The following is a 14,636-nucleotide window of genomic DNA, read 5'->3' on the forward strand; positions in this document are numbered from 1 at the left end:
GCTGAGGGCCGCGGACCGCGCGGCCTTCTCGGCGGCGGCCGCCTTCGCGGCGTGCTGGGCGTCCGCCTCCGTGCGCTCGGGCGGGACGGGGGCTCCTGCGGCGTCGAGTTCAGCAGTCACGTCGGCGATTCTCCCACCACTCCCGCGGGCTGCGGACGTGCGTCCGGGGAGTGTCCGGGATCGGCGGTCCCGCGTGGGACGGGGACCCGCAGCATGCCCGACGGCGGGACACGGGTGGCCGGACGACGCGCGGCTCGCGGCACCTGGCTGCACGGGCGACCGGCGGGACCTAGCGCCTGGTCTCGTACCTGGTCAGGAGCACACCGCCGGGAAACGTCCGGGTCTCCACGAGGTCCAGGTCCACCCAGGCGTCCAAGGGTGCGAAGAACGGCGTGCCGCCGCCCACCAGGACCGGGTGGGTGACGATCGCGTACTCGTCGATCAGCCCGGCCCGCATGACCGCCGCGGCGAGGGTGGCTCCGCCGACGTCCAGGGGACCGTCCTCCTCGGCCTTGAGCCGGGCGATCTCGGTGACGGCGTCCCCGCTGAACAGACGGGCGTTCCAGTCGACCTCGCTGATCGTCGAGGAGAACACCACCTTCGGCATGTCGCGCCAGCGACGCGCGAACTCGGCGTGCGCCGGTGTGACGCCGGGCTGCTGGTCGGCGGTCGGCCAGTGGGACCTCATGGCCTCCCACAGGACGCGCCCGTGCAGCGACAGGCCCGTCGCTCCCACGCGGTCGGACCACCACTGGAACAGCTCGTCGCTCGGCACGCTCCAGCCGAGGTCGCCGCCGGGCGCGGAGACGTATCCGTCCAGGCTCGTGCTCATGGCAAACGTCAGCTTCCCCATGGTGTCGTCCTCCCGGTCGGTGGTTGGTGTACTACAGACCATCACAGCGCGGAGAAGTCATCGACGTCCGCGCCACGAACCTGTCCCGGCCTGACGAACCCGTCGCAAGGTCGCCGCCCGGTGTCAGGACGAGCGAGCACTCCAGGCCACGCTCGTTCTGACACGGTCCTAGAGCACCAGCTCCGGCTGCAGCCTCGTCGGGCTCCACACCCGCTGCCGGTGCGCGGCGAACGTCGTGGCCGCGAGCGCGACCGCGAGGACCACGAGCAGCACCCCCACGTCCCGCGCGACGGTCGCGAGGTCTCCGCCGTAGAGGAGCTGCCGGAGTCCCTCGACCGTGTAGGACATGGGCAGGAAGCGGTGCAGCGCGCGCAGCGGCTCGGGGATCGTCTGCCAGGGGAACGTCCCGCCCGCGGTGACGAGCTGGACGAGCATGAGCACGAGCCCCAGGAACTGGCCGACCGCACCCAGGTACACGTTGAGCGCCTGGAGGATCGCGACGAACGTCGCCGACGCGAGCACGAGCAGCACCGCGGTCCCGACCGCGTACACGGGGTCGATGTCGAGCGCGAACTTCACGACCGTGAACATGAGCGCGACCTGGGCCACGCCGATCACGGCCGGCGGGATCCAGCCGCCGAGCGCGGTCTGCCAGGCGGGTCGCCCGGCCGCGAGCGACCGGGCCGACAGCGGCCGCACGAGCAGGAACAGCACGTACGCGCCGATCCACGCCGCGAGCGACAGGAAGAACGGCGCGAGACCGGCCCCGTACGTGCCCGCGTTGGCGATCGTGTCCTTCTGCACCGCGACCGGGTTGCCGAGCGTCTTCGCCGTGTCCTCCTGCGTCTGCTCGTCGACGTCGGGGATGCGTCCCAGGCCAGCCGCGAGGCCGTCGTGGAGCTGGGTCGTGCCGGACTGCAGCTCGGCCGTCCCGTCGCGCAGCGTCACGCTCGACGACGCGAGCTCGGCTGCGCCGTCGGACACCTGGGACGTGCCCGAGGCGAGCGCCTCCGCGCCGCTCGCGAGCGTGCCCGCCCCGTCGTCGAGCTCTGCCGCGCCCGCCGCGAGCCGGTCCCCGCCCGACGCCGCCGTCGCGATGCCCTGCGTGAGCGCGGGCGTGGCGCCTGCGAGCGTCGCCGCCCCCGCCGCGACCTGCGCCGAGCCCGCGCCGAGCTCGCCCAGCTTCCCGGCGGCTCCCTCGACCGTGGCGGCGGCCTCCTCGACCGGGCCGCGCGCGTCCTCGAGGACCTGCGTGACGGCGTCGGCCTCCTCCTGGGTGATGACGCCGGTCGCGACGAGCTCCGCGAGGCGCGCCTCGAGGTCGACGCGCGCGGTGTCGAGGCGCCCGACGACGTCCCTCGCCGCCGCGGCCGCGTCCTGCCCGTAGCCCGCGACCAGGGCGTTGCCGTCCGCGACCTGCTGCGCGCCGTCGGCCAGCTCCTGGGTCTGCGCCGGGAGGTTCGCGGTCCTGCTGCGCAGCGTGTCGAGCCCGTCCGACAGGGTGGCCGCGCCCGAGGCGAGCGTGCCGGTAGCGGTCGACAGCTCGTCGGCCCCGTCCGCGAGGCGGGCAGCGCCGCTCGCGGCCTCGCTCGCCCCCGTCGCGAGCCGGGCCGTGCCGTCCACGAGCTGCGCGGTCCCGTCGGAGAGCTGTGTGGCGCCGTCGACCAGCTGCTGCGCGCCCTCGACGCCGCTCGCGAGGTTCGTGTGGATCGACGCGAACCCCTTGAGGAACGTGTCCGCGGCCTCGGTCCCGACCTGCTCGGCGATCGCGTCGCGGACGGTGCCCACGATCGTGTCGGCGATGGTCGCGACGAGGTAGTTGTTGGCGTCGTTGGTGATGAGGACCAGGCTCGCCTGCTGCGGCTCGAACCTCCCCGACGACGCGAGGTCCTGCGAGAACGTCGGACCGATGACGAGCGCCGCGTCGAAGCGCCCCGACCGCACACCGGCCTCGGCGTCCGACTGGGTCGTCTCGACCCAGCCGAACCCGCCGTCACCGTCGACGAGCTGCTTCGCGACCTCCTCGCCGAAGTTCTTCTCGGTCGAGGTGCCGTCGACCGAGTCCTCGACGGTCGTGCCGCGGTCCTGGACGACGAGCGCGGCCGGGACCTCGGCGAGCTTGTCGTACGGGTCCTCGTTCGCGAACAGGTACAGGCCCGAGTACAGCGTGGGGATGACGATCATGGCCAGGATCGCGAGCTTGGGCAGGGTGCCGGCGCTGATGCGCCGGAGCTCGGAGATGCCGAGGCGGACGGCGGTCATCGGTCGACCTCCTCGTCGGGGGCGGGATCCGGGTCAGGCTCCGGCTCGGGTTCCTGCTCCGGGCCCCGCCCGGCGTCGCGTCCGGCGGCGCGTCCGGCGGCGCGTCCGGGGTCCGGTCCGTCGGGCGGCCCGGCCGCCGCCTCGGGCTCCGGGACGGCCTCCGCCCGGTGGCGCCCCGGCTCGGCCCGGTCGAACAACGTGGTCGGGTCGGTCGTCTCGACGGGCTCGGGTGGTCCGACTGCCGCGGCCTCGTCGGCCGGCTGCTCGTCCGGAACCGCGGCGGGCGCGGGCCGCGTCCGCAGGGCCTCGACGGGCGCCGCCCGCAGCGCGTCGTCGCCGCGCGCGGGCGGCAGGTCGGCGCCGAGGTCGCGGGCCGAGGAGCGCGTGCACTGCACGAGCACGCCGTAGCCGAGCGCCGCGAGCGACTCCGCGACGGCCCACCAGCCCGACGGTTCGCCCCCGTGCCGGTCGGGCAGCGTCAGGACCAGGAACCGCACGTCCGCGCGCTCGGACGCGAGGGAGGTCAGCAAGGCGGTCCGCAGCGTGCCGTGCAGCTCGTCGACGCGGTCGCCGCGACGGTCGAGCAGGTCGTGCGCGTCGAGCCACTTCTTGGCGTCCCCCGGCAGGGACCGCTGCCCGGCGAGCGAGAGCTCCTCGGCGACGACGTCCCCGACCGTGAGCGCCTCGTCGGGCTCGGAGATCCCGGGGACGTCGACCACGGCCGTGACGCGGCGCAGGTCGGCGGTCGCGGTCGTGGTGGTGCCGTCGTCGCCGACGAGCGTGACGGTCCCGGTGAACGGGGCGAGGCGGCCGGTCGCGACCAGCGCGAGCGCGGTGTGCCCGTGGCCGGGCTCGCCCGCGAGGAGGACGCACTCCCCCGAGGCGAGCGTCAGGGTGGTGGCCTCGAGCATCGGCGCACGCCGACCCTCGACCTGGACGTCGTCCATCGCGATCTGCACCTTCAGGTCCTCTCGTGGCGAGCCCCGTGCGGATGGGCCGCGACGGAGCCTCCCGTCGATCTTCCGTTGGACCCCGCGGGGGTGCACCTTGTCGGGTGTGCACCTCGGCGTCCCGCCCGTCCCGGGGGGGTGAAGGTCCGCGTTGCCCCGGCCGGGTCGACGCCGGGTCGGTAGCCTGGGGAAACGGGCGTCGAGAGGAGACTTCATGCGTGTCGTGGTCGTCGGGGCGAGCGGGAACGTGGGCTCGGCCCTGCTGCGCAGGCTCGCGGGTGACCCCGTGGTCACCTCGGTCGTCGGGGTCGCGAGCCGGGTGCCACGCGCGGACGGGTCGAGCACCGTCGTGCCGCCGTTCGACACCGCCGAGTGGGCCCGCTGCGACCTCACGGACCCCGAGGAGGTCGTGGCGTCGCGCCTCGCGGGCGCGTTCGTGGGTGCCGACGCCGTGGTCCACCTCGCGTGGGCGATCGACCCCGCGCACGACCGCGAGGAGCTCGCGCGCGTCAACGTCGAGGGGACGCGGCGCGTCGCTGCGGCGGCGGCCAGGGCCGGGGTCGGGCACCTGGTGGTCGCGTCGTGCGCGAGCGCGTGCTCGCCCGCGTTCGACGACACGCCCCGGGACGAGTACTGGCCGACCGCGGGGATCGCGGGGTCCGTCTCGAGCGCGCAGAAGGCCGAGGTCGAGGAGATCCTCGACCGGTTCTCGGCCGAGCATCCCGGGGTCGTGGTGACGCGCGTGCGCGCGCCGTTCACGTTCCAGCGCGACGCCGCGAGCGAGGTGTCGCGGTTGTTCTTCGGCAGGCTGCTGCCGGCGCCGCTGCGTCGCAAGGGGCATCTGCCGACGCTCGTGTGGCCGCGCGGCATGCGCCTGCAGGTCGTCCACGCCGACGACCTCGCGGACGCCTACCGCGAGATCCTCGTGGGCCGGCACCCGGGCACGTTCAACGTCGCCGCGCCGGGCGTCCTCACAGGACCCGACGTCGCCGCGATCGTCTCGCAGGGACGCCTGCGGGAGGTGTCGCCCGGGTCCCTGCGGCGCATGGTCGCCCTGGCCTGGGCGGCCCGGTTGGTCCCGCTCGACCCGGGCTGGTTCGACGTCGCGCTCGCGGTGCCGGTGCTCGACACGTCACGGGCGCGGCGGTTGCTGCGGTGGGCTCCGGTGCACGACGCCCGGGCCACGGTCACCGAGGTCGTCGGTGGCCTCGTCGAGGGCGCGGGCACGCAGAGCCCACCGCTGCTGCCGTCCTAGGGACGCCGGGCCGCTACGACTCCAGGGCGGCGTCCAGCGTGATCGTCGCGCCGGTCAGCGCCTTGGACACCGGGCACGTCGCCTTGGCGTTCTCGGCCGCCGCGAGGAAGCCTGCCTCGTCGAGGCCCTCGACCTCGCCGCGGACCGTGAGCGCGACCGCCGAGATGCGCAGACCACCGGCCGGGTCCGGCGACAGCGTGACGTCGGCCTTGACCTCGAGGGCGACAGGCGTCCCGCCGGCCTCGCCGATCACCCCGGAGAGCTGCATCGCGTAGCAGGAGGAGTGCGCGGCCCCGATGAGCTCCTCGGGGCTCGTGATGCCCTCGGCCTCGTCGGCCGTGCGGCGCGGGAAGCTGACGTCGAACGTGCCGGTCCCCGAGCTCGTGAGCTCGACCTGACCGGTGCCCTCCATGAGCGTGCCGTTCCACGCGGTGCGGGCGGTGCGGACTGCCATGATGTGGCTCCTTCGTGCGGGGTTCGGGGTACGAGACCGTAGCCGTCGGCTACCTGTCGACCGTAACCCGGAGGTCGCGGGCCCGCAGCGGCGTCCCACGACGCTCAGCGCGACGCGGCGACCTCCACCTCGACCGGGAACCCGACCTCGGCCGTGAGCCGTGCGGCGAGCGTGAGCGGGTTGGGCTCGACGCCGACCTGGACGACGATCGACGAGAGGTCGTCGCGGACGTGGACCGCGCGGACCTGCGGCCAGCGGTCGTCCCCGAGGAGCGACTCCGCGAGCCCCTGGAGCTCTCCCGGCAGCACGTCGAGCGGCTCGACCCGCACCAGGACGTCGGGGTAGGCCTCCGCGACCGCGGCCAACGCCTCCTGGGGTGGGTCGCCGTGCCACGCGAGGAGGACCGTCCCGCTGCCGTCGAGCCGGACCGCGCCGAACCGCTCGTCGTCCGTCAGGAGCCCGCCCAGGAGCGATGCGGCGCCGGTGGGCCCCGGGAGCCGTTCGGCGACCGTCGACCCGTCCGGGCGGAGCGGGCCCACGAGGAGGTCGCGTGATCTCGGGCTCGCGGAGTCCACGGACCCGTCCGAGCGGAGCGGGACCTCGCTCGGGCCGGTCTCCTCCGGCACGACGATCGTCAGGGTCGCCTCCCCGAGCGGCGTCTCCTGCGGCACGGGCGCCGCCGTGCACCCGCCCACCACCACACCGACGGCCACCAGGCCCGCGATCCCTCGCCTCATCACGCATCCCCCCTCGCGCACCCTAGCGAAGGCCCACGGCCCGGCGGAGGGGCGTCCGGGCGCCGTCAAGCCCCCGGCGCCGGGCCGCGGCACCGTCGGAGCCCCGCGGCCCGTCAGGGTGCGAGCACCACGGCCGTCCCGTACGCCACGATCTCCTGGTAGCCGTTGCCGACCTCGTCGCTGTCGTAGCGCATCGCGAGGATCGCGTTGGCCCCCTGCGCGGTGGCCTCCTCGACCATGCGGGCGACGGCCTCGTCGCGCGACTGCTGGAGCTGCTTGGTGAGCCCCTTGAGCTCGCCGCCGACGATCGACTTGAGCCCTGCGCCGATCTGGGCCCCGACGTTGCGCGACCGGACGGTCAGTCCGGTCACCTCGCCGACGACCTGCTGCACGGTCCGGCCCGGGACATCGTTCATGGTGGAGACCAGCACGGTACGTCCTCCTCACGGCCACGCACCGTGCGCGGCCACTCCTCACGGTAGGAGGACCTCGGGGCCCGCGCCCGGCGTGCACGTCCCCGGCGACGTCGGACCGCCCCGCGGCCGGGCAGGATGGAACGGTTCGTCCCACCCGGGCGCCTCGCCGGGTGCTCGACCACGAGCGGGCGTTGAATGAGAGCCATGACAGCCTCGGACACCCCTCTCGTCCCCGCGACTGCCGACCCGACGCCCTGGGCGCTCCCGCCGCAGGCCGTGCTCGCCGTGGTCGGGTCGAGCGACGTCGGCCTCACGGCCGAGCAGGCGCGGACCCGGCTCGCCGAGGTCGGCCCCAACCGGTTGGCCCCGGCCGCGCGCACCCCGTGGTGGCGTCGCGTGCTCTCCCAGTTCGACGACGTCCTCATCTACATCCTGCTCGTGTCCGCGGTCCTCAAGGCGATCGTGGGCGACTGGATCGACTTCACCGTGATCCTCGCGGTCGCGGTCATCAACGCGGCGATCGGGCTGATCCAGGAGGGGCGCGCCGAGAAGGCCCTCGACGGCATCCGGGGCATGCTCTCGGTCCACGCCCAGGTCCGCCGCGACGGCGCGTGGGCCCAGGTCGACGCCGACGACCTCGTGCCCGGCGACGTCGTGCGGGTGCGCTCGGGCGACCGCGTGCCCGCCGACCTGCGCCTGCTCACGGGCGTCAACCTCAGGGTCGACGAGTCGGCCCTCACGGGCGAGTCCGTGCCCGCGTCCAAGTCGGTCGACGCGGTGCCCGCCGAGGCCGGCGTGGGCGACCGGTCGAGCATGCTGTTCTCGGGCACGCTCGTCTCCGCCGGCACCGGGACGGGGGTCGTCGTCGAGACGGGCGAGACGACCGAGATCGGCCGCATCCAGACCCTCATCTCCGAGGTCCACTCGCTCGAGACCCCGCTGTCGCGCACGCTCGACGCGTTCGGGAAGAAGCTCGCGGTCCTCATCCTTGTCATGGCCGTGGTCATGGTCGTGATCGGGCGCGTGTTCCACGGGTTCGAGACCCCCGAGCTCGTGTCCGCGGCGATCGGGTTCGCGGTCGCGGCCGTCCCCGAGGGCCTGCCGGCCCTCGTGACGATCACGCTCGCCCTGGGTGTGCAGCAGATGGCCCGACGACGGGCGATCACGCGTCGCCTGCCCGCCGTCGAGACGCTCGGCTCGGTGACCACGATCTGCTCGGACAAGACCGGGACGCTGACCAGGAACGAGATGACGGCCCGCACCGTGCGCACCGCCGGGCACGAGTACGCGGTGACCGGGATCGGCTACGCCCCGGACGGCGACGTCAGCCTCGACGGGTCCCCCGCGCTGCTGCCCGAGCACCCCGACCTGCGGCGCCTGACCGAGGTCATGATGCTGTGCAACGACGCGCGCATCGTCCACGAGCCCGCCGGGGAGGGCGACGGCTGGCGCCTGGTGGGCGAACCGACCGAGGGCGCGCTGCGGACCCTGGGCCTCAAGGCGGGCCTGGACCCGGCCGGGTGGCGGAGCGTCGCGCTCGTCCCGTTCGAGTCCGAGAACAAGTACATGGCGACCCTCACCGAGGACCCCGAGGGAGGCCTCCACGTGCTCGTCAAGGGGGCACCCGACCGGGTGCTCGACCGTTGCTCGGCCCAGACCGGGCCCGACGGACGTCCCGAGCCGCTCGACCGTGACTTCTGGTCGGCCCAGATCGACGAGATCGGCGCGCAGGGCCTGCGCGTGCTGGCCGCGGCCCGGGCGTCGGCAGCACCGGGGAGCACGGACCTGGCGCCGGAGAACGTGGACGCCGGCCTCGAGCTGGTCGGCCTGGTCGGGATCGTCGACCCTCCTCGCCCCGAGGCCGTCGAGGCCATCGCGCAGTGCCAGGACGCCGGGATCACGGTCAAGATGATCACGGGCGACCACTCGGGCACCGCGCTCGCGATCGCACGGGAGATGGGCATCGTCCGTGACGGTGCCGGGCAGGCCGGGGCCACCGAGCACACGGCCGCGGCCACCAAGGTCCTCACGGGCGCCGAGCTCGAGGCCATGAGCACCGAGGAGCTGCGCGCGGTCGTCGAGGACGTCGACGTCTACGCGCGCACGAGCCCCGAGCACAAGATCAGGATCGTGTCGGCGCTCCAGTCCCACGGGCAGGTCGTGGCGATGACGGGGGACGGCGTGAACGACGCCCCGGCGCTGACGCAGGCCGACGTGGGCGTCGCGATGGGGATCAAGGGGACCGAGGCGACCAAGGAGGCCGCCGAGGTCGTCCTCGCCGACGACAACTTCGCCACGATCGAGCGTGCGGTCGAGGAGGGGCGACGGATCTACGACAACCTGCGCAAGTCGGTGCTGTTCCTGCTGCCGACCAACGGCGCGCAGTCGCTCGTGATCCTGGTCGCGGTGCTGCTCGGGTGGGCGCTGCCCCTCCAGCCGGTGCAGGTGCTGTGGATCAACATGGTCACGGCCGTGACGCTGTCGCTCGCCCTGGCCAACGAGCGCGCCGAGCCCGACATCATGTCCCGCGCTCCCCGTGACGCCAAGGCCTCGATCCTCACCGCGGCGTACCTGCGTCGCATCCTGCTGGTCTCGGTCCTCATCGGCGGCGCGACCATGGCGGTGTACTTCATCGAGCGCGACCAGGGCATGGGCGTGGCCGAGGCGCAGACGACGGCCGTGACGATGCTCGCCCTCGGCCAGCTCGCGTACCTGTTCAACTGCCGGTTCCTGGACCGTTCGTCGATCACGCCCGCGGTGCTCCAGGGCAACCGGGCGATCTGGTACTCGGCCGGCTCGCTGCTCGCCCTCCAGGCAGTGTTCGTCTACGCACCCTTCATGCACTCGTGGTTCGGCTCCGCGCCGATCGGGCCGCGCGAGTGGGGCATCACGCTCTTGCTCGCGATCGTGGTCTTCCTGCTCGTCGAGGCGGCCAAGGCGCTCGGTCGGGCCCGCCAGCGCTGAGGCCCGGCGCGCCGTCGGGCACGCCGCCCCCGGAGCGAGGTCCCCGACGGACGCGAGCGAGGGCAGGTGTCAGTCGATGCCGCTGCCTGCGGGACGGAAGACGATCGAGGACGCGCGGTCGTTCATCGACCCGAGCGTCGCGCAGAAGGGGACGCAGTTCGTCGAGGCGCCCTTGACGTAGTTCTCGAGGTCGTAGAGGGTCGCCCAGCACTCGGCGTACGCGTTCAACGAGCTGATGTTGTTGTTCATCAGGTAGGGCGACAGCTTGGGGAACCCGTACGTGTTGCCCGTCATGCAGCCGTAGCCGCCGTTGCTCCAGAAGACCTTGTTGCCCCCGGTGTGGTTGGCGCCCTTGTACGCGACACCCAGCATCATGGTCGTACCCGGCGCGGCGGCCCTCGAGTCCGGACCGGCCGAGCGGGACTGTGCCTGGGCGGCCTGGTCCTGGGCGAAGGCACGCAGGGCCGCGGGCTCCCCTGCCTCGACGGCGGGGTCGGTCACGGGCACGCCCGTGGCGGACTCGATGGCCTCGCCGAACGTGTCGAAGCACTGGACGGTGGGCGCGGGTGTGAAGGCGACGTCCTGGCCCGCGGGGGTGGGCTGGGCGATGACCGAACAGACCTCATCCTCAGCACTGAACGACTTCGAGGTGAGGTCGGGGCCTTCGGGGCCGTCGGCGAGCGCGGGCGTCGCGCTCAACACCCCGGCGACGAGGATCGCCGCGGAGACGGCTGCGATGCGGGTCGTACGACGTGACATGTGGTGCTCCTTCACAGCGTGGGCCGGGTCGACCGCTGCCCGCGGACGACGTCGACACGTGGGTGAGGACCGTCTGCGAAACCCCGGTGTTCCGCGCCCCCGGACCGATCGTAAGGGGCGGAGCACGTCCTGTCCTGGTTTGTCCCGGCTGCCTCGGTCCGGGGCCCCTGACCGGTCGGTCCTGGTTCGGTGACGTTCGCGCAGCGCGCGGGCGTCGGACTTCACCTATAGCGTGCAGGCACGGTCGTCTGCACACAGCCGTCGGCGACCACCACGGGGGAACCACCACGCACCTTCAACGCCACCGGTCCGTACCGGGGAAATGAGTGTCGATGAAGCACCGTTCGTTGTTAGCTGCTCTCTCAGGACTGGCGGTGGTCGCAGCATCGACGCTGCCCGCCGCGTCCTTGCCGTCCGATCCCGCCGGCCCGTCCGGCCCCGACCTCACGTCGAAGTCCGCCAGCTCGTTGTCCCCCACGGAGAGCGAGGCGGGCAAGGTCGCCCCCTCGCTCGCCGACTCCTCGGGGACCGTGACCGCGTTCGTCCAGCTCGACACCCCGTCCGGTGCGGACCTCGCTGACCAGGGCGCGAGCCCGGCGCAGGTCGAGGACAACCAGGCCGTCGTCGAGCGCCTCGCGGACACCGTCGTCCCCGCGCAGACGAACGCCCGCAGTGCTCGCGCCGCGGGCGCGCCCCAGCAGCTGTCGGTCACGAGCAAGCTCGTCCCCGGCGTCGTCGTGACGGGTGACGCCGAGCAGGTGCGGGCCCTGGCCGCCGACGACAAGGTCGTCACGGTCTACCGCATCATCCCCAAGACACCCTCGAACAAGGGCACCGACGCGTTCACCCGCGCCCTCGAGGCCTGGCAGAGCACGGGCTACACGGGACAGGGCGTCCGGATCGGGATCATCGACACGGGCATCGACTACACGCACGCCGGCTTCGGCGGTCCGGGCACGCAGGCCGCGTACGACGAGGCATACGGCGTCAAGGGTCAGGGCCCCGTCCCCGCGGGGACGTTCGACGACGCCAAGTACCTCGGCGGGTACGACTTCGCGGGGTACGACTACGACGCGTCGGGCACCGTGCCGGGCACGTCGCTGATCCCGACGCCGGACGAGAACCCGATCGACTCGCTCGACTCGATCGGCTCGGGTCACGGCTCGCACGTCGCGGGCACGACGGGCGGCTACGGAGTCCTGGCCGACGGGACGACGTTCGACGGCGACTACACGACCCTCACGGACATCTCCGACTGGACGGTCGGGCCGGGCTCGGCACCCGAGTCGGGCCTGTACGCGCTCAAGGTCTTCGGTGACCTGGGCGGCTCGACGAACGTCGTGGTCGACGCGCTCGAGTTCGCGGCCGACCCCGACGGTGACGGCGACCTGTCCGACCGTCTCGACATCGTCAACCTGTCGCTCGGCTCGGACAACAGCCCGGCCGACGACCCGGAGAACCTGTTCATCGACCAGCTCTCGCGGCTGGGCACGCTCGCGGTCGTCGCGTCGGGCAACGCGGGCGACGTGACCGACGTCGGTGGCTCGCCCGGCAACGCACGCACCTCTCTCACGGTCGCGAACTCGGTGGGCAACACCCAGACGTTCGACGGCGTCGAGGTCACGGCCCCTGCGGGCGTCGCGGGCTCCTACCCCGCGCAGAACTCGCAGAGCTACACGGGTTCGGTCGACGTGACCGCGGAGGTCGCGTTCCTGGGCGCCACGGTCAGCGGGTGCACGCCCCTGACCCCGGCCCAGGCCGCCGCCACGGCGGGCAAGATCGCGTTCCTCTACTGGGACGACAACGACGCCACGCGGGCGTGCGGGAGCGCGGCGCGCTTCAACAACGCTCAGGCCGCGGGCGCGGTCGGCGTCCTGCTGTCGTCCGAGCTCGAGGTCTTCGCGGCCGGGATCGCGGGCAACGCGGGCATCCCGGGCGCGCAGCTCACGGGCCCGAGCCACGACGCGCTGCGTCCGGCGATCGAGGCGGGCGGCGTCGTCCTGACGCTCGGCCCGTCGCTCGCGAACTCGTCGTTCGTCGAGATCCCCGCGATCGGGGACACGCTCAACGCGGGGTCGTCGCGCGGGGTGCACGGCTCGCTGGGCGTCGTGAAGCCCGATGTCGCCGCACCGGGCACGGGGATCTCCTCCGTGGCCTCGGGCCGTCTCACGCAGCCCGGCATCAAGTCGGGCACGTCCATGGCCACCCCGCACGTCGCGGGCATCGCGGCGCTCGTCAAGGAGGCCCACCCGGGCTGGAGCGCGCAGCAGGTCAAGACGGCCGTCATGAACACGGCCTCGCACGACGTGTGGACGGGCCAGGGCGGCACGGGCACGGCGTACGGCCCCGAGCGGGTCGGGTCCGGTCGCGTGGACGCGGTCGACGCGGTGAAGAACTCGACCCTCGCGTTCTCGGCGCAGGACAAGGAGCTCGTCTCGGTGTCGTACGGGCTCGTGCCCGTGGCGGACAAGACCGTCAAGGAGCGCCGCACGGTCGACGTGCAGAACACGGGTTCGCAGGCCGTGAAGTACGCGGCGGCGTTCACGACGTCGAGCACCGCGGGGGGCGCGACCGTCACGGTCTCGCCCGCGAACCTCACGATCCCCGCGGGGCAGACCCGGACGGTCACGCTGACCCTGACGGCCGACCCGGCGACGCTCGCGAAGCAGCTCGACCCGACGTCGGCCGAGACCACCTCGGGCGTGCCGCGCGACTTCGTCGGCATGCTCACGGGTCGCCTGGTCCTGACGCCGGAGTCGGGCAGCGAGCTGCGCGTCCCGGTCCAGGCCGCGCCGAAGCTCGTGAGCGACCTGACGGGCAAGGACGTCACGTTCCTGAACCAGGACACGTCGGCCGAGCTCGACCTCGACGGACGCGGCGTGGCCTCGGGCGGCTGGACGTCTCTCGTGGCGCCGTTCGAGCTCAAGGCGACGAGCCCGCGGCTCGAGGCGGACGCTGCCGAGGGCTCGTCGGCCTCGGCGGTCGCGTCGGGCGACATCCGCGCGGTCGGCTTCACGTCGAGCGCACCGCAGTACGCGGCCGCGGGCGACGAGCCGGGCGACGGCCGGATCGGCATCGGCGTGGCCATGGACGGCGACTGGGCCTCGCTCGGCGCGGTCATGTTCCCGTCGGTCGAGACCGACGTGGACGGCGACGGATCGGCCGAGTTCGAGACCGTGGTCCGCAAGTACAACGAGTCGGACCTGACCCTGGCGACCACGTACACGCTCAAGGACTGGACCGGTCCCGACGGCGAGGAGTACGGGGCGGGCGAGGGCGTGCTGCTCGAGCCGGTCAACTCGGTCTGGGCGGACGTCGACACGTCGGTCTTCGACAGCAACGTGCTCGTGGTGCCGGTCGCGATCGGCGAGCTCGGCATCGAGCCGGGCACGGTGCCCTCGTTCACGGTCGCGACGTACTCGTACTACGGGACGCAGCCCGACCAGTCGATCGACCGGGTGGGCCCGTTCACGGGCGACCCGTACGACCCCGCGTACTGGTTCAGCGGTGGTGGTCAGCTCCTGTTCGTGGGCGCCGACGACGCCCCGGTCACGGTCAACCGGTCCGCTGCCGCGGCCGAGGCCGGGACGGGCGAGCTGCTCCTGCTGCACCTGCACAACGCGAGCGCGGGCAAGCGCTGGCAGACGGTCGGGGTGTCGAACCTGGACGCGTCGGTCGAGCTCACGGTCACGGCGCAGTCGCGCTGCGTCGCGGGCAAGGCCCAGGTCGCGGTCCGGGCGGTGAACGACGGCGACGTGAAGGCCGACGTCGTGGTCGAGACACCGTTCGGTACCAAGACGTTCAAGAACGTCGCGCCGGGCAAGTCGGCCTCGCAGTCGTTCAGCTCGCGGGCGACCGCGATCGGCGCCGGTGCGGCGACGGTCACGGGTACCGCGGTCGTCGAGGGCGTCACGGTCACGACGCCCTATGAAGCCGGGTACGAGGCGATCAGCTGCGGCTGACGCCTCGACCAGCCGGGCCTCGGG

Annotated in this window: 10 protein-coding genes; 3 read left to right on the forward strand and 7 right to left on the reverse strand. The window is 73.3% G+C overall.

Going from position 1 to position 14,636, the window contains the following annotated elements; genetic code table 11:
• Positions 1 to 289 precede the first annotated feature (289 nt).
• The 3 genes from H9652_RS13130 to H9652_RS13140 form a co-directional block, all read right to left on the reverse strand.
• Positions 290 to 853 carry a dihydrofolate reductase family protein gene (locus tag H9652_RS13130; protein WP_191796638.1) on the reverse strand — a complete coding sequence of 188 codons (564 nt, stop codon included), beginning with the start codon at positions 851 to 853 and terminating at the stop codon, positions 290 to 292.
• Positions 854 to 1,021: 168 nt separating this feature from the next.
• Entirely contained in the window at positions 1,022 to 3,115 is a 2,094-nt protein-coding gene (locus H9652_RS13135) for a YhgE/Pip domain-containing protein (RefSeq protein WP_191796639.1), read from the reverse strand.
• Positions 3,112 to 4,074, reverse strand: coding sequence for an ABC transporter ATP-binding protein (locus H9652_RS13140; RefSeq protein ID WP_191796640.1), 963 nt, complete (start codon positions 4,072 to 4,074; stop codon positions 3,112 to 3,114). The genes H9652_RS13135 and H9652_RS13140 overlap by 4 nt, the downstream gene beginning before the upstream one ends.
• A gap of 205 nt (positions 4,075 to 4,279) precedes the next feature.
• On the opposite strand from H9652_RS13140, the gene H9652_RS13145 reads away from it, so the two are divergent.
• Positions 4,280 to 5,320 carry an NAD-dependent epimerase/dehydratase family protein gene (locus H9652_RS13145; RefSeq protein ID WP_191796641.1) on the forward strand — a complete coding sequence of 347 codons (1,041 nt, stop codon included), beginning with the start codon at positions 4,280 to 4,282 and terminating at the stop codon, positions 5,318 to 5,320.
• Positions 5,321 to 5,333: 13 nt separating this feature from the next.
• Here the strand turns inward: H9652_RS13145 and H9652_RS13150 are convergent, their stop codons facing one another.
• From H9652_RS13150 to H9652_RS13160, 3 genes are all read right to left on the reverse strand, one after another.
• Positions 5,334 to 5,774 carry an OsmC family peroxiredoxin gene (locus H9652_RS13150; protein WP_030144035.1) on the reverse strand — a complete coding sequence of 147 codons (441 nt, stop codon included), beginning with the start codon at positions 5,772 to 5,774 and terminating at the stop codon, positions 5,334 to 5,336.
• A gap of 104 nt (positions 5,775 to 5,878) precedes the next feature.
• The gene (locus H9652_RS13155) at positions 5,879 to 6,511 is read right to left on the reverse strand and encodes an amino acid kinase family protein (protein ID WP_191796642.1); all 633 of its coding nucleotides are present in this window, start codon (positions 6,509 to 6,511) and stop codon (positions 5,879 to 5,881) included.
• 113 nt (positions 6,512 to 6,624) lie between these two features.
• Positions 6,625 to 6,942 (reverse strand): YbjQ family protein, encoded by a 318-nt coding sequence (locus H9652_RS13160; RefSeq protein WP_030144034.1) that lies wholly within the window; start codon positions 6,940 to 6,942, stop codon positions 6,625 to 6,627.
• Positions 6,943 to 7,131: 189 nt separating this feature from the next.
• Here H9652_RS13160 and H9652_RS13165 point away from each other — a divergent pair, with 189 nt between their 5' ends.
• Positions 7,132 to 9,891, forward strand: coding sequence for a cation-translocating P-type ATPase (locus H9652_RS13165; protein ID WP_225228199.1), 2,760 nt, complete (start codon positions 7,132 to 7,134; stop codon positions 9,889 to 9,891).
• A gap of 69 nt (positions 9,892 to 9,960) precedes the next feature.
• Here H9652_RS13165 and H9652_RS13170 read toward each other — a convergent pair whose 3' ends face one another.
• Complete coding sequence (locus H9652_RS13170; protein ID WP_191796644.1) at positions 9,961 to 10,650, reverse strand: hypothetical protein; 690 nt, start codon at positions 10,648 to 10,650, stop codon at positions 9,961 to 9,963.
• Positions 10,651 to 10,982: 332 nt separating this feature from the next.
• Here H9652_RS13170 and H9652_RS13175 point away from each other — a divergent pair, with 332 nt between their 5' ends.
• Entirely contained in the window at positions 10,983 to 14,612 is a 3,630-nt protein-coding gene (locus H9652_RS13175) for a S8 family peptidase (RefSeq protein ID WP_191796645.1), read from the forward strand.
• Positions 14,613 to 14,636: the final 24 nt, after the last annotated feature.

Origin of the sequence: Oerskovia rustica (assembly GCF_014836555.1) — a bacterium.
Lineage (GTDB): Bacteria > Actinomycetota > Actinomycetes > Actinomycetales > Cellulomonadaceae > Oerskovia > Oerskovia rustica.